Annotated in this window: 16 protein-coding genes; 10 read left to right on the top strand and 6 right to left on the bottom strand. The window is 65.9% G+C overall.

Annotated elements, in window-relative coordinates; all coding sequences use genetic code 11:
- The first annotated feature begins 66 nt into the window (after positions 1 to 66).
- The 6 genes from ACIBG0_RS27670 (at position 67) to ACIBG0_RS27645 (ending at position 6,332) form a co-directional block, all read left to right on the top strand.
- Positions 67 to 546: a metallopeptidase family protein gene (locus ACIBG0_RS27670; RefSeq protein WP_169338101.1), complete on the top strand. Its 480-nt coding sequence runs from the start codon at positions 67 to 69 to the stop codon at positions 544 to 546.
- A 106-nt stretch (positions 547 to 652) separates the two neighbouring features.
- Positions 653 to 1,033 (top strand): DUF3499 domain-containing protein, encoded by a 381-nt coding sequence (locus ACIBG0_RS27665; protein WP_084483993.1) that lies wholly within the window; start codon positions 653 to 655, stop codon positions 1,031 to 1,033.
- Positions 1,034 to 1,093: 60 nt separating this feature from the next.
- Entirely contained in the window at positions 1,094 to 2,464 is a 1,371-nt protein-coding gene (locus tag ACIBG0_RS27660; protein ID WP_397036262.1) for a phosphomannomutase/phosphoglucomutase, read from the top strand.
- Positions 2,465 to 2,705: 241 nt separating this feature from the next.
- Positions 2,706 to 3,929, top strand: coding sequence for a tobH protein (locus ACIBG0_RS27655; protein WP_397036143.1), 1,224 nt, complete (start codon positions 2,706 to 2,708; stop codon positions 3,927 to 3,929).
- A complete protein-coding gene (manA, locus tag ACIBG0_RS27650; RefSeq protein ID WP_397036141.1) occupies positions 3,929 to 5,149 on the top strand; it encodes a mannose-6-phosphate isomerase, class I in 1,221 nt (406 codons plus the stop codon). The genes ACIBG0_RS27655 and manA overlap by 1 nt, the downstream gene beginning before the upstream one ends.
- Before the next feature lie 262 nt (positions 5,150 to 5,411).
- Positions 5,412 to 6,332, top strand: a complete 921-nt coding sequence (locus ACIBG0_RS27645; protein WP_397036139.1) for a cation diffusion facilitator family transporter — start codon at positions 5,412 to 5,414, stop codon at positions 6,330 to 6,332.
- 78 nt (positions 6,333 to 6,410) lie between these two features.
- Here ACIBG0_RS27645 and ACIBG0_RS27640 read toward each other — a convergent pair whose 3' ends face one another.
- Complete coding sequence (locus tag ACIBG0_RS27640) at positions 6,411 to 7,874, bottom strand: phytoene desaturase family protein (RefSeq protein WP_397036137.1); 1,464 nt, start codon at positions 7,872 to 7,874, stop codon at positions 6,411 to 6,413.
- Positions 7,875 to 8,124: 250 nt separating this feature from the next.
- Between ACIBG0_RS27640 and ACIBG0_RS27635 the strand changes: the two genes are divergently transcribed.
- Positions 8,125 to 8,544 (top strand): DUF4267 domain-containing protein, encoded by a 420-nt coding sequence (locus ACIBG0_RS27635; protein WP_397036135.1) that lies wholly within the window; start codon positions 8,125 to 8,127, stop codon positions 8,542 to 8,544.
- Positions 8,545 to 8,657: 113 nt separating this feature from the next.
- On the opposite strand, the gene ACIBG0_RS27630 is transcribed toward ACIBG0_RS27635, so the two are convergent.
- Entirely contained in the window at positions 8,658 to 10,046 is a 1,389-nt protein-coding gene (locus ACIBG0_RS27630) for a cation:dicarboxylate symporter family transporter (RefSeq protein WP_397036133.1), read from the bottom strand.
- A gap of 113 nt (positions 10,047 to 10,159) precedes the next feature.
- Between ACIBG0_RS27630 and ACIBG0_RS27625 the strand changes: the two genes are divergently transcribed.
- Positions 10,160 to 11,833, top strand: a complete 1,674-nt coding sequence (locus ACIBG0_RS27625) for an ATP-binding protein (RefSeq protein WP_397036131.1) — start codon at positions 10,160 to 10,162, stop codon at positions 11,831 to 11,833.
- Positions 11,830 to 12,531 carry a response regulator gene (locus ACIBG0_RS27620; RefSeq protein ID WP_397036130.1) on the top strand — a complete coding sequence of 234 codons (702 nt, stop codon included), beginning with the start codon at positions 11,830 to 11,832 and terminating at the stop codon, positions 12,529 to 12,531. The genes ACIBG0_RS27625 and ACIBG0_RS27620 overlap by 4 nt, the downstream gene beginning before the upstream one ends.
- Before the next feature lie 5 nt (positions 12,532 to 12,536).
- Here ACIBG0_RS27620 and ACIBG0_RS27615 read toward each other — a convergent pair whose 3' ends face one another.
- Complete coding sequence (locus ACIBG0_RS27615) at positions 12,537 to 13,124, bottom strand: helix-turn-helix domain-containing protein (protein WP_397036128.1); 588 nt, start codon at positions 13,122 to 13,124, stop codon at positions 12,537 to 12,539.
- A 141-nt stretch (positions 13,125 to 13,265) separates the two neighbouring features.
- On the opposite strand from ACIBG0_RS27615, the gene ACIBG0_RS27610 reads away from it, so the two are divergent.
- Positions 13,266 to 14,276 carry an NAD(P)/FAD-dependent oxidoreductase gene (locus ACIBG0_RS27610; RefSeq protein ID WP_397036260.1) on the top strand — a complete coding sequence of 337 codons (1,011 nt, stop codon included), beginning with the start codon at positions 13,266 to 13,268 and terminating at the stop codon, positions 14,274 to 14,276.
- Between the two features lie 124 nt (positions 14,277 to 14,400).
- On the opposite strand, the gene ACIBG0_RS27605 is transcribed toward ACIBG0_RS27610, so the two are convergent.
- The 3 genes from ACIBG0_RS27605 to ACIBG0_RS27595 form a co-directional block, all read right to left on the bottom strand.
- Positions 14,401 to 15,714: a cytochrome P450 gene (locus ACIBG0_RS27605; RefSeq protein ID WP_397036126.1), complete on the bottom strand. Its 1,314-nt coding sequence runs from the start codon at positions 15,712 to 15,714 to the stop codon at positions 14,401 to 14,403.
- Between the two features lie 103 nt (positions 15,715 to 15,817).
- Positions 15,818 to 16,540 carry a TIGR03089 family protein gene (locus ACIBG0_RS27600; RefSeq protein ID WP_397036124.1) on the bottom strand — a complete coding sequence of 241 codons (723 nt, stop codon included), beginning with the start codon at positions 16,538 to 16,540 and terminating at the stop codon, positions 15,818 to 15,820.
- An 18-nt stretch (positions 16,541 to 16,558) separates the two neighbouring features.
- Positions 16,559 to 18,034, bottom strand: a complete 1,476-nt coding sequence (locus ACIBG0_RS27595) for an LCP family protein (RefSeq protein WP_397036259.1) — start codon at positions 18,032 to 18,034, stop codon at positions 16,559 to 16,561.
- Positions 18,035 to 18,113 lie beyond the last annotated feature (79 nt).

Here is an 18,113-nt window from a genome sequence, read left to right as displayed (position 1 = left end):
CGCGGCGCACGCGGACCCGATGGGGCGCCGAAGGTCAGAGGAGGCGGATTAGCCTAAGTTTTAGTCATGGCCCGTTCACGTAATCGTCGTCCACCGACCGCACGATCGGTGATCCGTCGTGGGCGCGGGGTGCGCGGGCCGATGCTCCCACCGACGGTGCCGGCATGGCGAACCAGGGGGCAGCAGTTCGACCGACTGGTCCTCGAGGCGTTCGCGCCGCTGGACACCCGGTGGCACGATCGACTCACCAAACTCGATATCGCGGTGGACGATGTGCCGAAAATTCGTCCGCTGCACCCGGATTCGGTTACCTGGCCGGATGAGGTGGTGGCCGATGGACCGGTGCCGCTTTCCCGGCTCATTCCGGCCGGAGTGGACCGGCACGGAGTGGCCACCCGCGCCCGAGTTGTGTTGTTCCGCAAGCCACTCGAACTGCGCGCGGGCGATCCGGACGATCTGGTCGATCTGCTGCGTGAAGTCCTCGTGCAACAGATCGCGACCTATCTCGGCGTCGATCCGGACATCATCGATCCCGAAGGCGCGTGACGAACACACCGCCGAGGGCAGCTGAACTCGCCCGAAATCGCCGAATCCTTAGCGTGTCTGAGCACATCGCAACGTCGAGCGCGTTACTCTCATCGGCGTGATCCCCATGCGTCGTTGCTGCCGACCAGGTTGCAAGAATCCCGCTGTTGCGACGCTCACCTACGTGTACTCCGACTCCACCGCGGTGGTCGGGCCACTGGCGACGGTGGCCGAACCGCATTCGTGGGATCTGTGTGAAACACATGCTTCCCGCATCACCGCGCCAAAGGGTTGGGAAATGGTTCGCCACGAAGGCGGATTCTCTTCCAGCACACCGGATGACGATGATCTGACGGCATTGGCCGAAGCGGTCCGCGAGGCGGGCCTGCGCCGCCGTCCCTCGGAGCACGACCAGCGTGGCTATTCCGATTACGCCCCGCCCGCACCGCGCGCCACGCGCACCGGGCGGCGCGGCCACCTTCGAGTACTCCCGGACCCGCCGAGTTAGCAGTCGGACGGGACCGTGTCAGGGGCGTCGGCGCCAGCCACTAGGGTGGTCACCATGACAGTGGCCCGCTCTGCCGAATTCGTGAACGCGGTGATCAAGGCTTATGACGTTCGCGGCGTCGTCGGTGAACAGATCGACGGAGAATTCGTCAAGGATGTGGGGGCCGCGTTCGCGCGGTTGATGCGCGCCGAGGGCGCGACCCGCGTGGTCATCGGACACGATATGCGCGAATCCTCCCCGGAACTGGCCGGTGCCTTCGCCGACGGCGTGCTCGGCCAGGGCCTCGACGTGGTGCACATCGGACTCGCCTCGACCGATCAGCTGTACTTCGCCTCCGGTCACCTCGACTGTCCCGGCGCGATGTTCACCGCCAGCCACAATCCGGCTCGCTACAACGGCATCAAACTGTGCCGTGCGAAGGCGCTTCCGGTCGGTCAGGACACCGGCCTGGCGACGATCAAGGACGAGGTGATCAACGGCGTACCCGGCTACGACGGAACACCGGGCAGCGCCACAGAAATCGATCTGCTGGCCGATTACGCGAAGTTCCTGCGCGGGCTGGTCGATCTCGACAACATCCGCCCGCTCACCATCGCCGTGGACGCGGGCAACGGCATGGGCGGACACACCGTGCCCGAGGTGCTGGGCACCGTGGCGCAGCTGACCCTGGTGCCGCTCTACTTCGAGCTGGACGGCTCGTTCCCCAATCACGAGGCCAATCCGCTCGATCCGAAGAATCTGGTCGATCTGCAGGATCTGGTCCGCAAGTCCGGCGCCGATATCGGCCTGGCCTTCGACGGCGACGCCGACCGCTGCTTCGTGGTCGATGAGAACGGCAATCCGATTTCGCCATCGGCCATCACCGCACTGGTCGCCGAGCGTGAGTTGGCCAAGGAGCCGGGTGCGGTCATCATCCACAATCTGATCACCTCGCATGCGGTGCCCGAACTCGTGCACGAACTCGGCGGCACCCCGGTGCGCACCCGGGTCGGGCACTCGTTCATCAAGCAGGAGATGGCCGCCACCGGCGCGGTGTTCGGCGGCGAGCATTCCGCGCACTACTACTTCCGCGATTTCTGGGGCGCCGATTCCGGCATGCTCGCGGCCCTGCACGTGCTCGCGGCGCTCGGCGAGAAGGACCGGCCGATCTCGGAGCTGATGTCGTCGTACGAAACATATGCGGCCTCCGGAGAGATCAACTCGACAGTGGCGGACGCGAAGGAGCGGACGATGGCTGTAGTGGACGCGTTCAGGGATCGGGCCAAGTCGGTGGACCGGTTGGACGGGGTAACCGTTGTGCTTGCCGACGACGCCTGGTTCAATCTGCGCGCGTCGAATACCGAACCGTTGCTGCGGCTGAACGTGGAAGCCCGCTCGACGGAGGAAGTAAGCGCACTGGTGACCGAGATCCTGAGCATCGTCCGGTCCTGACTGGGATAGTGGAAGCACAGCCCGGAATGGACGTGCAGGCTCAGAATTCGACGCCCGAGGCAGTAGACGACTCAGCCCGATACCGAGATTCTGAGCATCGTTTGCTCCTGACTGGAATAGTGGAATTACAGACGTTGGATTCGCCCGACCTGGGCGCCCCTGCCGATCCCTCCGAATCGGCAGCCCGGGTGGGAGCAGGGCGGGACCGCACACACCGCGATGAGGGGAGGTGGGATGCCCGATGATCGCTGGAACACCGGTGCTCGACCTCGATGATGCCGCTTCGCTCGAGGCTGCCGATGTCGGCGGCGCTCTGCGCTCCGCGGCATCCGGCGGCGCGCAGGTACGTGCGACCGCTGCCGCGGTCACCGAGGACGCGCTCGCGCGCCTCGCGGATTTGCGACCACGCAGTGTGGTGTTGGTCTCCGGCGCAGGCCGGGCCGCGCGCGCCGCGAGTCTGATCGTCGCCGCACTCGGTGACCGCGCGGGCCTACCCCTGGTCCCGGTCACTGCCCTTCCGCCATGGGTCGGTCCGCTGGATGTGGTGCTCGTCGCGGGTGACGACGCGGGCGATCCCCGATTGATCGATGCGGTCGACAGGGCACAGCGCCGGGGTGCGGAGGTCGTGGTCGCGGCGCCGCACGAAGGCCCGCTGCGGGCCGCGGCGGCAGGGCGCACCTCCCTGCTGGAGCCGCGGATTCCGGTCCTGGACCACAATCGGCTGCTGCGCTTCCTCGCCGCCGGTATCGCGGTGCTGCGCATCGTCGATCCGACTCGCTCCGGTGCGGTCGTACCCGATCTGACCGAGCTGGCCGCTGTGCTCGATGCCGAGGCATTGCGCGATGGCCCGCACAACGAGGTCTTCCACAATCCGGCCAAGACGCTGGCCGCCCGCATGCAGCAGCGCGCCATCGTGCTGGCCGGGGATTCCCCTGCCGCCGGCGAGCTCGCCGAGCACGGCGCCGAGGTGCTGTTGCAGGCGGCGGGCAAGGTGGCCACCGCGGTGCATCTGGCCGAGGCCGTTGCCGCCAATCCCCGAATGGTCGAGGCCGCAGGCCAATCCGCGCCGAACTTCGATCCGCTGTTCCACGATGAGGAACTCGACGGACCCGTGCCGGTGGAACGCATCCAGGTGTTCGTGCTCAGCGCTGATCTGGATCAGGCCGCCGTGCGTCGCCGGCTCGCCGTCTTCGGCGGCAACGGATCGGGTCTGGTCGACGCCGATCTGGTGAGCGCGGATGTCGCACTGCTACACACCTCGCTCACCGATCCCGTGGCGCCGATGCCCGCCCTGGTGGGTGATTCGGGTGCACCCATGCCCGGCACTATCGCCCACGCCAGCGAACTCGAACAACTCGCGGTGCTCGCGCTGCGCTTGGAAATGGCCGCCGCCTATCTACGCTTGATCGGCTCGCGTGGCGGTGCGGCACCGTCCACTGAACAGCTCGACGGGGGACACTACTAGTGCACGAACTCGTTGGTGCGCTGCGTTCCTATGCCTGGGGTTCACGCACCGCACTCGCTAAGTTGTGCGGCCGACCGGTCCCTTCCGCGCATCCGGAGGCGGAACTGTGGTTCGGCGCGCATCCCGCCGATCCGGCGCATGTCCGCCTGGAGAACAGCACCCGCTCGCTGCTGGAATTGGTCGCCGACGATCCGGAGCGCGAACTGGGTCCCGCCGCACCGGAATTCGGCGGGCGGCTGCCGTTCCTGTTGAAGATTCTCGCCGCCGAGGAACCGCTATCACTGCAGGCGCATCCGAGTTCGGCGCAGGCCCGGGTCGGATTCGAACGGGAGAACCTCGCACGGGTACCGCTGGATTCGCCGATGCGCAACTACCGCGACGAGAACCACAAGCCGGAATTGGTTGTGGCGCTGGACCGGTTCGAGGCGCTGGCCGGATTCCGGGATCCACGGCGCACGGTCGAGCTGCTGCGCGCACTGAACGTGCTCGGGCTGCGCTCGTATGCTGATCTGCTTGCCGCCCAACCAGATTCGGCCGGGCTGCGGACGCTGTTCACGACCTGGATCACGCTGCCGCAGAGTGTCCTCGGTACCCTGCTGCCCCAAGTGCTCGACGGGTGCGTGCGCTACCTCTCGGAGAAGGGCACTCGTGAGTTCACCGCAGAGGCACGCACCACACTCGAACTCGCCGAGGCATATCCGGGCGATGCCGGTGTGCTGGCCGCGCTGCTGCTCAATAGGTTGACGCTGGAACCCGGCCAGGGACTGTTTCTCGCGGCAGGCAATCTGCACGCGTATCTGCGCGGACTCGGTGTGGAGATCATGGCCAACTCGGACAATGTGCTGCGCGGCGGTCTCACGCCCAAGCATGTCGATGTGCCGGAATTGCTGCGAGTACTGGATTTCGAGCCGATCGATCTGCCCGTGGTGCTGCCGGAACCGGCCGACGACGGATCACTGTGTTATCCGACACCCGCACCGGAATTCGCGCTTCGGCGGTTCGACCTGACCGCCGAATCCGGGCAGGTGCCGCTGACATCCGCGGGGCCGGGGATCATGCTGTGCACGGAGGGTCGGGTGCGACTGTCGCAAGGGGTGAGTGAGCTGGTGCTGGAACGCGGCGCGGCGGCGTGGATATCCGCGGCTGACACCGAGATTCGCGCCCAGGCCCTGGAGGCTGACGCCCAGTTGTTCTGCGCGTGCGTTGGTGGCGCTAACTGACCTGTCGCCCAGTTCGCCCGTCTGCTCCCCTAGGCTGTTCGTTCGACGGCCTCCTAACCTGGCCACACCGGAGCGAGTCTTACGAGCGAGGAGTTCGCGGCCCGTCTCGCGTCCGCGCGAAGGCGCGGCCATCGACTCAGCCGAGTCGTCGAAGCGCAGGCGCCGCAGGCGCGAGTCTCGACGGCTCGGACGCGAGACACCAGGGGGCCGCGAACACGCAGCGCCGAAGGCGCTGCCATTAAACACAGGAGGAAGTACCTACATGTCGGCTGGTGGTGGCAAGAAGGCGATTATCGCCGCATTGTCGGCGAATGCGGGGATCGCGGCGGCGAAGTTCGTCGGCGCGTTCATCACCGGTTCGGGATCAATGCTGGCCGAGGCGGTGCACTCGGTCGCGGACACCGCCAACCAGGGGCTGCTGCTGCTCGGTCAGCGCCGGGCCGCGCAGGATGCCGATGAACTGCACCCGTTCGGATACGGGCGCAATCGCTACTTCTACTCGTTCATCGTGGCGCTTGTACTGTTCACACTCGGCTCGATCTACGCCATCTACGAGGGCATCCACAAGATTCAGCATCCGGAGGAGCTGACCAATCCAATAGTCGCGATCGTCATCCTGTTTCTCGCGATCTGCCTGGAGGGCTTCAGCTTCGTGACGGCGATGCGGGAATCCATCCCGCTCAAGGGCAATTCGAGTTGGTGGCGGTTCATCCGCAATTCGCGCAGTCCAGAACTGCCGGTGGTGCTCCTGGAGGACACCGGCGCGCTGGTGGGTCTGGTCTTCGCATTCGCAGCCGTTGGGCTGACCATGCTCACCGATGATCCGGTCTGGGACGGCATCGGCACCCTGGCCATCGGCGCACTGCTCGGCGTTATCGCGGTGATCCTGATCGTGGAGATGCAGAGCCTGCTGATCGGTGAGGGCGCGACGCCGGAGGAGGATAAGGCGATTCGCGCCAACCTGGTCGACGGCAAGCGCATCGATCGCGTGATCCATCTCAAGACGCAGTATCTCGGGCCGGAGGAGATCCTGGTAGCGGCCAAGATCTCGATCGTGCCGGATCTGGATATCGAGGATATCGCCGCGGCCATCGATGACGCGGAGGCCAGGGTGCGGGCGGCCGTGCCTGCCGCACGGGTGATGTATCTGGAACCCGACCTGTACCGGACGCCGCGGGCCTGAGTCGGCTCGCTCGCGCGTCCTGCCACGCAATCCGGTCTGGCTGCGGCCTGATCTAGGGACTCTTGCCATAGTGCATGCTCAGGGGTGATTCGGTGTGCGCAGTAGATCCAATGGGTTGGTGTGGATGCCGAACTCCGTGCGCAGCACGTGCCGCGCGGCATTCGAACCGGACATGCCGTGGACACCGGGGCCGGGCGGGGTCGAGGCGGAGCAGAGGTAGACGCCGGGTAGCGGTGTGGCGTAAGGATTCCAGCGCGGGACCGGGCGGAAGACGAACTGGCGCAGGGTCATCGCGCCCGCGGAGATGTCGCCGCCGATGTAGTTGGCATTGTGCGTCGGCATTTCGGCGCCGGTGACGACGTTCTCGGCCAGGATCAGGTCGGTGAAGCCCGGGGCGAAGCGTTCCACCTGGGCGATGACGGCGGCGCTGATATCGCGGGTAGACCCGTTCGGAACGTGGGCGTAGGTGTAGAGCGTGTGACCACCCGCTGGCGCACGCGTCGGGTCGACCACGCCGGGCTGGATGGCGAGGACATACGGACGATCGGCGTGTTGGCCTGCGGCGACGGTCTTTTCGACGGCCATTGCCTCGGCGCGAGTGCCGACCAGATGCAGTGTCCCGGCGAGTTCGCAGCCCGGTGCCTCCCACGGCACCGGACCGGACAGCGCGAAGTCGACCTTGCAGGCCGCGCCGCCATAACGGAAGCGGCGCAACCCGTTAGCGTAATGCTGCGGCAGCCGGTCCCCCGCCATGCGCAGCAGTTCGGCGGGCGCGGTGTCCAGCACAATCGCACGCGCCCCGCCGAATTCGTCCAGCGATTCGACGCGGTGTCCGGTGACGAGCTTGCCGCCGAGCCGTTCGAGTTCGGTGATCAGTGCGTCCGCGATGGCCTGACTCCCGCCGCGTGGCAGCACCCAACCTCCGGCGTGGGCGAGTGTCGCGAGCAGCATGGCTGCCCCTGCCGCGGGGATGGCGCGTGGCGGTGTGATCGCATGCGTGGCGACGCCGGTCAGTAGTGCCGGTGCCGTCTGCTCGCGAAATCGCAGGTTCCACAGTGGCGATCCCTGTTCGAGCACGCGCAGTCCGAAGCGCAGCCCGGTCAGCAAATCCGCGGGCGGGCGGCGCAGATCCGACATCGCGAGATCCACGACCTGCTGCCACTGTCGGACCATCGGTTCGAAGAGCGCGCGCCATGCGGCGCCGTCGCGGCCGAGACCGGCGGCGGTGCGGTCCAGATCGCGCCATGCCAGTCCGGCCGTGCCACCGTCGAGCGGATGCGCGTAGGACACCTCGGGCGCGAGCAGTTCGACACCGTGCGCGGTTAGGTCGAAGGCGCGAAAGAACGGCGACGCCAAGGCCATCGGATGCGCACCGGCGCAGACATCGTGTCGATATCCGGGCAGCGTCAGCTCAGCGGTGCGACTGCCGCCACCCGCTGTGGGCTGCGCCTCGTACACCTCGACGGTGAGACCGGCACGGGCCAGGATCACCGCCGCGGCGAGACCGTTGGGACCGGAACCGACCACGACGACATCGGGCATACCTCGATTCTGCCGGGCCGCCCCGGGCTGTGCCGTCATCCCTGCGAGGTATCGATCACCGATTCGCTCCCTGATTCGGCAAACGGCCGAGCAACAACCGGATTGCGCTGATTTCGTCGGGCGCGTTCGCGTTCTATGTGTCCCGCATGGTCACGCTCAGAATTCTAGCAACGCTAGACAAACTATCGTAGCTCTATTATCTTTGCTCGAAGCCCTAGCATCGCTACAGAGCAGCAGTTCGGGAGCATCCATGACCATCTCGCGCATCGCCACCGCCCTTTCCCTCATCGGTGCCGCCTTCATTCTCTACATCGGCATCAGCTACCTGGTGACCCCGGAAACCATTGCCACCGGATTCGGGCTGCCGGAATGGCCGACGGGTGACGCGGTCGCGTTCATGAATCTCAAGGGCGTTCGCGATACCGTCTCCGGGTTGATCATTCTGGTACTGCTCGCCACCGCGCAGCGCTACGCCCTCGGCATCGTCACCCTGGTCATCGCGCTGATCCCGATCGGCGACATGCTCACCGTCCTCAGCTGGGACGGTTCCACCGCGGCCGCATTCGGCATCCACGGGCTGACCGCCGCACTGGTCACGCTGACCGGCGTGCTGCTGATCCGCGAGCGGATAGTCGCGAACCGGCAGGAACGCACCGCCGTCAACGCCTGAGCGCCACGGCCACGCCACCGCGACTGCCCAGCACGAAGAAGTGGGCCGACCGACCCACCGACACCACGAAGGGGCCCGCAGATCCTGCGGGCCCCTTCGTTATACGGGTACAGCTAGGCCGGAACCAGATCCTTGGCGTCGTCCTGCTGCGGCTGCGAGCCGTGGTCATCGTCGACCATGGTCCGCTCGTCGAAGGGCAGTTTGCGATCGAGGACCGTGTGGACCCGGTCCACATCGATGGTCTTGGTCCAGGTACCGACCAGCACCGTAGCGATGGCATTGCCCGAGAAGTTGGTCAGCGCGCGGGCTTCGGACATGAAACGGTCGATGCCGACGATGAGGCCGACGCCGTCGAGCAGTTCAGGACGATGGCTCTGCAAGCCGCCCGCCAACGTGGCCAGACCAGCACCGGTAACACCGGCCGCGCCCTTGGAGGCGACGATCATGAACAACAGCAGGCCGACCTGTTCCCCGATGCCGAGCGGTTTGCCCATCGCATCGGCAATGAACAGCGACGCCATGGTCAGGTAGATGGCGGTGCCGTCCAGATTGAACGAATATCCGGTCGGCACAACGACACCGACGGTGGTCCGTTCGACACCGAGGTGCTCCATCTTGGCGATCAGCCTCGGCAGTGCGGACTCCGAGGAGGAGGTGCCCAGGATCAGCAGGTATTCCCGAGCCAGGTAGCGGACCAGTTGGAAGACCGACACCCGCGAGACGCCCCACAGCAGCACGCCGAGCACGCCGAAGATGAACACCAGGCAGGTCAGATAGAACGCGATCATCAACAGTGCGAGTTGCTTGACCGCATCGAGTCCGGTCTTGCCGACCACATTCGCGATCGCGCCGAACGCACCGATCGGGGCCAGCCACAGAATCATCGACAGAATCCGGAACACCAGTTTCTGCAGCGATGCGACACCGCGCAGAATTGGTTCACCCGTCTTTCCCATCGCCTGCAGCGCGAACCCGACGAGGAGCGCGATGAACAGTGCCTGCAATACGCTGCCGGTGGTCAACGAGGACAGCAGTGTGGTCGGAATGATGCCCTGGATGAAATCCCAGGTGCCTCCTGCGGCATGCGCCTGATCGGCCAGCTTCGCGCCTTGTTTGGCTGTCTTGGCGATATTCATGCCGGAGCCCGGCTCCAGCAGGTTGCCGACGACCATGCCGATGCCGAGCGCGACGGTCGACATGACCAGGAAGTATCCGAGCGCGAGTCCGCCGACCTTGCCGACATTGGCGGCCGAGCGCACCGAGCCGATGCCCAGCACGATGGTGCAGAAGATGACCGGCGCGATCATCATCTTGATCAGATTGACGAACATAGTGCCGAGCGGGCCGACATCCTGACCGAATTCGGGGGCCTGCCAACCGACCAGAATTCCCGCGATGACGGCGACGATGACGGCCAGATAAAGCCAATGGGTGCGGTCGCGTGGCACCGGCCGCTGTGTTGTTTCGGCGGTGACCGTTGTTCGGTCGCTGCTATCGCTCATGGTGGGTGAAGTCCCCTTCAAGTGGTACCGGCGTGAGGTGGCTCACGCCCTCACGTGCACAATGTTGGCTGCTAGAGGTGATGGCGGTCACGCTTTGGTGCATTACGTTCAAAATGGCACGAGGGAAGAAAGTGTTGCGCGGTGAGAAACACGGGGGACGCGGTCGGCTATCGCTGGCCGGACAGGCCTTCGTGCTCCAGCTCGTGGTACTCGGCCTGGTCATCGGAATCGGCGCCGTTCTAGCCGTACTGGACACCAGGCACCACAGCGATGTCACGACCACGCGCGAGGTCACCGATGTTGCGATGACCGTCGCAAACGCGCCCTCCACCATCGAAGCGCTGCGCACCGCCGACCCCACCGCCCTGCTGCAACCGGTGACCGAACGGACCCGCATGGCGACCGGGATGGACTTCATCGTGGTGATGGCGACGGATCGGACCCGCTATACCCACACCACACCCGCACTCATCGGGCAACCGTTCAGCGGCAATATCGATCGGGCACTGGCGGGGGAAACATTCACCGAGACGTATACCGGAACGCTCGGGCCCTCCATTCGGGCGGTCACACCGGTCTATGACGACGGGCGCATCGTCGCATTGGTCTCGGCGGGTGTGACGCGGGCGCGGATCGGCGCTCAGGTCGGTACGCAATTGCCGTTGATTCTCGGCGTGGCCGCGGCGGGTCTACTGGTAGCGGCGGCGGGTTCGTTTCTGTTGAGTCGCCGGATTCGTCGCCAGACGCACGGTCTCGCGCCGGATGAGCTACGCACGCTGTACGAACAGCACGATGCAGTACTGCATTCGATCCACGAGGGGCTCGTGGTGTTCGGTCCGAATGGCGATGGCGCGGAGGTCGTCAACGATGAGGCGCGCAGGCTACTGGATCTGCCCGATGGGCCCGTCTCCCGTGCGGATCTGCCGATTTCGATGCAGCGGATGAGTTGGGGCGTGGTCCGCGACGAGATGCATGTGACCACGGACCGAATTCTGCTGGTCAATCAGGATGTCGTCACCTGGGAGCGGCGGCCGATCGGCACCGTGATCACCATTCGCGACCACACCGAATTGCGCACCGTAATGGGCGAACTCGATTCGGTGCGCGGTTTCGCGGAATCGCTGCGCGCACAGGCGCACGAATCGGCCAACCGGTTGCACACCGTGATCACCATGGTGGAGTTGGGGCGCTATCGGGAGGCAGTGGAGTTCGCGACCGCGGAACTCCAACTGTCCCAAGCCCTCATCGATCGGCTGCTCACCTCGGTGGGCGATCCGGCTCTCGCGGCACTGCTGCTCGGCAAGGTGAACCAGGCGGCCGAGCGCGGCATCGAGTTGACGATCACCGAAGATACGGCGCTCGACTCGACCACGCCGCTGTCCGCGCAGGAGACGGTGACGCTGGTCGGCAATCTGATCGACAATGCTATCGATGCGGCTACCGACGGTGCCGCTGGATGGGTGGAAGTTACTGTGCATCAACAGGATTCGTCTGCCGCCGTGGATCCTGCGCCAGCACCGCCCATAGAGTTGACGACGGCATTCGATTCGGTGCGACCGGCGCACGATTCGGCACTGTATGTGCGTGTCGCGGATAGCGGACCCGGCATGTCGGCCGAAGCCTTCGCCCGTGCCGCCGAACGCGGCTACTCCACCAAGGCCGACCATCAGGGCCTCGGGCTGGCACTGGTCCATCGCCTGGTCGATCGGCACGGCGGCGTGATCGGCACCGAACGCGATCCGGAAAGTGCCGTGACCGTGACGATCCCACGAAAGGACGCGCGATGATCCGAGTGTTGATCGTCGAGGACGAGCCATTGATCGCCGAGGCGCACCGCGCCTACGTCGAACGGATTCCGGGCTTCAGCGCGGTCGCGGTCGCGCACACCGGTCGTGAGGCCATGCGCGCCGCCGCCGATGCGGCCGCCGAGAATGCGCCGATCGACTTGGTCCTCATGGATATCGGGCTTCCCGATGCCAGTGGCCTGGATGTGGCCGCCGCGCTGACCGGGCTCGCCCCCCGGCCGGACGTCATTGCCATCACCTCGGCCCGCGACCTGGCCATGGTGCGCACTGCCGTCTCCTACGGCGTGGTCCTCTACCTGCTGAAACCATTCACCTTCGCCGCCTTCCGCGACAAACTCGAGCGCTACCGCGAATTCCGCACCGCCCTGCCCGCGGGCGAAACCGCCATCTCCCAACACGATATCGACCGCGCCCTCAGCGCCCTACGCACCTCCGACCAACGCGCCACCGCCCCCAAAGGCGTTGCCCCCCACACTTTGGACGAAATCTCGCGCACCGTCCGCGACGCCCCCGGCGGCCTCACCGCCGCCGACACAGCCAGCACCGTCGGCGTCTCACGCATCACGGCTTGGCGGTACTTGGAAAAGCTCGCCGAAGACGGCCTGGTAGATCGCAAATCCGACTACGGCCGAGCCGGCCGCCCCAAAACCCGCTACATCTGGAAACCCCGCGCAGAATAAATTTCTTACTCAGGGCGGGCTTTGGGGGTGGTGCGCAGGTGGGCGCGTTCGCCTTGTTTGCCGAAGAGGCTGAGGAATTCGACGGGTTCGGGGGCCGCGGTGCCGAACCAGTGCGGGACGCGGGTGTCGAATTCGGCGGCTTCGCCTGGAGTGAGGATTACGTCGTGTTCGCCGAGGATCAGGCGGAGGCGGCCATTGAGGACATAGAGCCATTCGTAGCCCTCGTGGGTTCGCGGGTCGGGCTCGCGGCGGATGTTCGGGGGGATGACCAGTTTGTAGGCCTGGATGCCGCCTGCTCGGCGGGTCAGCGGCAAGTAGGTCATGCCGTGGCGGGTGGTCGGGCGCAGATGGATGCGCGGATCGCCGGTGGGCGGGGCGTCGACGAGTTCGTCGAGGGTGACCCCGTGCGCCTTGGCCAGCGGCAGCAACAGTTCGAGGGTTGGGCGGCGGTCTCCGGATTCCAGGCGCGACAGGGTGCTCACCGAGATACCGGTTTCCGTCGAGAGGTCGGCCAGTGTTGTTTCGCGCTGGCGGCGCAGCGTGCGTAACCGAGGTCCGACCGCGTCGAGTGCTCGGCCGAGGTCGTTGTCCATGCCACCCAGTTTGCCATATCGGCAAGGTTGTTTGCCATTATCGCCGACTCTCCTGCATGGTCGTCTCGAGGAGGTGGTCACGTGACCGAGCAATACAGCACCAACGGTCGCAGCGGAGCCGAGCGCCAGCGAGGCGAAGCTGTGACCGATCTGAAGGACGGCTATGACGTGGTGGTGATCGGGGGTGGCGCGGCCGGATTGAGCGGTGCGCTGATGCTGGCCAGGATGCGTCGGTCGGTGGTTGTCATCGATGCGGGACAACCGCGGAACGCTCCGGCCGAGGGGGTGCACGGACTGCTCGCCCGGGACGGAACGCCGCCGGGCGAGTTACTGGAACGCGGTCGAGCCGAGGTCAGGGGTTATGGCGGGCATGTGGTGAACGGCGAGGTCATCACGGTCGCGCGGGATGCCGACGGATTCGCGGTGTGCCTCGGTGACAGGTCGGTGCGCGCGCGTCGGCTATTGGTGACCACCGGGCTCGTCGATGAGCTGCCCGAGATCGCGGGACTGCGGCAACGTTGGGGCCGCGATGTGATCCACTGCCCGTACTGCCACGGGTGGGAGGCCCGCGACCAGGCCATCGGCGTGCTCGGTACCGGCCCGATGGCGGTGCACCAAGCACTGCTGTTCCGTCAGCTCAGCGCGGATGTCACCTACTTCTCGCACACCATGGCATTGACGGCCGAACAGTCCGAGGAGTTGAACGCCCGCGGTATTCCCGTGGTGCGTGGTGCAGTAACTGCACTCGAGATCGTCGACGACCGACTCGCGGGAGTGCGGTTGAGCGACGGCACCGTAGTCCCTCGCGAGGTCGCGGTGGTCGGCTCCCGGATGGTCGCCCGAGCGAACTTCCTCGAAGCACTCGGCCTGCGACCCACCCAACACCCGGCTGGCGTCGGCGAATACATCCCCACCGATGCCACTGGCCGAACCGATGTGCCCGGCATCTGGGCCGCGGGCAATGTCACCGATATGACGGCCCAGGTCGGCGCGGCCGCGGCAGCGGGCGCAGCCGCCGCAGCCCAGATCAACGCCGATTTTGTCGCCGAAGAGACCGCGGAAGCTGTCGCCGGTCTGCGCGCTTCCTTCTCAGCCGCGACCGAAGCGCGCCTGTGCGAGGAGGTGATGGGCGACCGGCGGCACGGCATCTGACGCTGCCACGCCGCAGCCGAGTCGCCCAGCAATGCCGTCGAGTCGTCGAGTCACTGAAATAGCGGTTCCGATCGGTTGCCGTACCACCATTTCACTATGCCCGGAGCGCGACTGCGTAGGGCACTCAGACCGTCGTCGGCTCGGGAGCCGGGGTGCTGGCCCGGCGACCGAGCCGAACCGGCATCCGCTCATATCCGTGCAGCGTGAACAGTTTTCGCCGTTGCGGTGTCCCATCCAGTCGCAGGTCCGGGAACCGCTCGAACAATGACTGCAGCGCGTAGGTGGCTTCCATTCGGGCCAGGCTCGCGCCGAGGCAGGCATGGATGCCACTGCTGAACGTCAAGTGCTCCTTGGCATTCGAACGTCCGACATCGAAGACATCCGGATCCTCGAAGACCGCTGGATCGCGGTTCGCGCCTGCCAGTGACAACACCAGAGTATGGCCCTTGTGCAACTGCACACCCTCGAGGTCCACGTCGGTCAGTGCGATTCGCGCCGTCGTCTGCACCGGCGCATCGATGCGCAGCACCTCTTCGATCGCATTCGGCCAGAGAGACGGTTCGGCCCGCAATCGATCCAATTGTTCCGGATGGGTGACCAATTGCGCGACACCGTTGCCGATCAGGTTGACCGTGGTCTCGAACCCCGCGCCCATCAACAGACTCGCGGTCGCCTTCAAGGCGAAATCGTCCAGTTCATCCGCGGTGACCAGACTGCTGAGAATATCGTCGCCCGGTTCGCGGCGCAGCCGAGCGATATGTCCGTCGAGGTAATCGTTCATCACCTCCATCGAGCCGAGCGCACGCCGGAATGCCCGCCAGGAAATCCCGAGATCGAGCAGCGGTGTCATCCGATCGCCCCACTCCAGGAATAACTTTCGGTCCTTTTCCGGGAAGCCGAGCATTTCCGAGATGATGGCGATCGGCACCTGCGCTGCGTACGACTCGATCAGATCGGCCGAACCGCCCGCGGGCAGCGCACCGAGCAGTTCCTCGGTGACCGACTCGACCCGATCGCGCAATCGCCCGATCGCGCGCGGGGTGAAGGCCGCGGCGACCGGCTTTCGCATCCGCGTATGCTCCGGCGGGTCGATGACCAGCATGGACGGTGGCTCGACCGGGTTGGGCGGCAAGGGAAGTCGCTTGGCGAGCAACTGCAGCGGCTTCGGGATATTGAACGTGTCGGTAGTGCGAACACCGAATCGGTTGTCCCGCAGCACCGCTCGGCACAGATCGTAATCGAAGCTCGCCCACGCGATCGAGGTGCGCTGCACCCGACCCCGTCCGCGCAGCCGCTCGATCAGCGGGTAGGGGTCGGCGAGACCGTCTGGTCCGCCCATGAGTTGGGCGAACGGATCGCCGCGCCGGGCCTGGGTACGCAGCGCCAAGCGTGGCGCACCCTGCACCGATAACCACCGGAACCAATACTGCGGCTTCATCACTTCACCAACCCCATCGTTGCGCGACAATTCCACCGTACGGACTGCCCGGGCAGAGTGGAACGTCCCAAGGTCGGACGCCGACCTATACCAGGGTAGGAACTCAGCCGCGCTGCGCGGTGACCCGCTCGGATTCGATGCGCCGCTCGCGCAGTGCCGGATCCGGATTCACCACCTGTACCAGCGAGGCCCCCGCGACGAGCACCGAAACGAACCCGTCGATCAGCTCGGCCGGGGTATCCCAGGACGTGCTCGACAGCACCCGGTCACCCTCGGAAAACCCTTGTAGCACAGCGGATTTCCTCGCCTCGGCCAGTACCTCGGAGACGGGCATGCCGTCCAGTGCCACCCCGGCGCCGCGCGGCATGAACTGGTCCCCGTGCACCCGCACGGAGGTGGCGAAATCGGTGACGCCGATCGGCAGATCACGCACCGGCATGCCGAAGGCATCCAAGGACAGCGCTGCGGCCTCCGGAATTCCGTCGGTCTCGGCCAACCGTTCGGCGGTCGCCAGCGCCAGATCGGCATCCGGATCGGGCCCGAGCACCACCTCGGTCCCGGCCCACCAACAGCCGAGCAGCACCGCGGCGGTCTGCCAGTGCGCGGGCAGCAGCACCGCGACGCGCGCACCCGGGCTGAGCCCGAACTCGTCGCGGATCAGGTTGCCGGTCTTGGCCGCCCAGTTCGCCAGGGTCAGCCCGGATAGTTCGATCCGGGCGCCGGTCGCATCGTCGTAGTAGGTGACGCGCGGACCTGCCGGATCGCGCTCGAGGATCGGATCCAGCACCGCCTCGGTGAGTGTCAGTACCTGGTCGTGGTCACGCATCGGTCAATACACGCATGGTCAATTCACGCATTTCGGTCCGTTCTGGCCTGCGTCGATCGGTGGAGCCGGTGGCACGGGCGTCGCGGTGCTCGACGTTCCGGAGAAGTCGAACATGCTGCCCGCGGTCGAGCCCGGACCAGAATAGTCGCTTGCCAGCACGACGCTGACCGAATCCGGGGACAACGTGCTGTCGGCGATGACCGTCAGCCCGCCGAGCGCCTGTGCGACCGCCTTGACCTTCGGATTCGAGGTGTCCATCGCAAGGACTCGACTGCTGGTGACGCTGGGCCCGGTGTAGTTGCCGACCAATCCCTCCTGGAAACCCTTGGCCGTCAATACCTGTGCCACCTGTCCCGCAAGCCCGCCGATTCCGCTCGCATTGAACACGCTGACGCTCACCGAGGCCGGATCGATGGTCGGCTCGGCATGATCGTCGGACTTGCCGTCGACCAGCGACGCCACATACGACTTGACCGCCTTCGGATCCACCCGCACGACGGACTCGCCGTCGCTGGTCGTGTCGTTGAGATCGGCGACCGGAATCGTCTCGAAACTGACCTGACCACCCGAAAGATCCTTCAGCTGTTGCAGAAACGCCAACACATCCCAATCGTCGTCCAGCACCACGGTGCGCCCGACCGCATCGCTGAGGTGCTGCAACTTGCCCGGATTGCTCAGCGTCTTGGCACTGAGCGCCTGGCCGACCAACTGCGCCATGAAGACCTGCTGGCGCACGATCCGGTCCAAGTCTCCGCGTGGCAGATCATGGCGCTGGCGCACGAAACTCAAAGCTTGTGCCCCGTCGAGCTGCTGGCGACCGGCCCGAAAGTCGGCGCCGGACATCCATTCGTCCACGGGATTGTTCAGGCACACATCGACACCGCCGACCGCATCGGTGAGCAGCACGAACCCGAGCAAACTGACCTCGGCGTAGTGGTCGACGGTAATGCCGGTGAGATTGGCCACGGTCTTGATCAGCGCCTGGCGCCCCGCCTGGGTGGATTGCTTATCCGCGTCGGCCTCCGAAACGCCCTGGTTGATGAGCTTGAGCCGCTGGGCCTCCTTGGTCGAACCATACGCCGAGTTGATCTTGCCGTTGCCCATGCCCGGAATGTCGACATAGGAGTCGCGCGGAATCGAGATGGCGGTGGCGGAGCGGCCGTCGTTCGGGACACGAACCAGCACGATGGTGTCGGTATTCGTGCCGACCTCATCGCCCGCGTGCAACATCGCGCGCTCGTTGCTGCTCAGCGGATTACCGTGCGCGTCGGTGCGGCTGTCCACACCGACCAGCAGTATGTCGACGGCGCCATCGCTGCCACCGCCGAGGCCGAGGCCGCCGATGCGTTCGATATTCGAGATCAGCGCGTCCACGCTGTGCCAGGCGAATCCGGTGATGAGTAGGACCAGCACCGCCCCGACCGCGACGAACGCGCGCAGCGGACCCAAGCCGCTCCCGCCTTCGGACAGTCGCGACGACGCTGTCGCCCTCATCTTCTGCGGCACCACTGCATCCTCTCGCCAAAAACCGAGCATCCTGCCCAAGCACCATGCTGCGCTTGCCCGCGCGCTC

Origin of the sequence: Nocardia sp. NPDC050630, from assembly GCF_044457245.1 — a bacterium.
Lineage (GTDB): Bacteria > Actinomycetota > Actinomycetes > Mycobacteriales > Mycobacteriaceae > Nocardia.
Note: the sequence above shows the minus strand (reverse complement) of the source record. Positions and strands in the feature narration are given on the sequence as shown.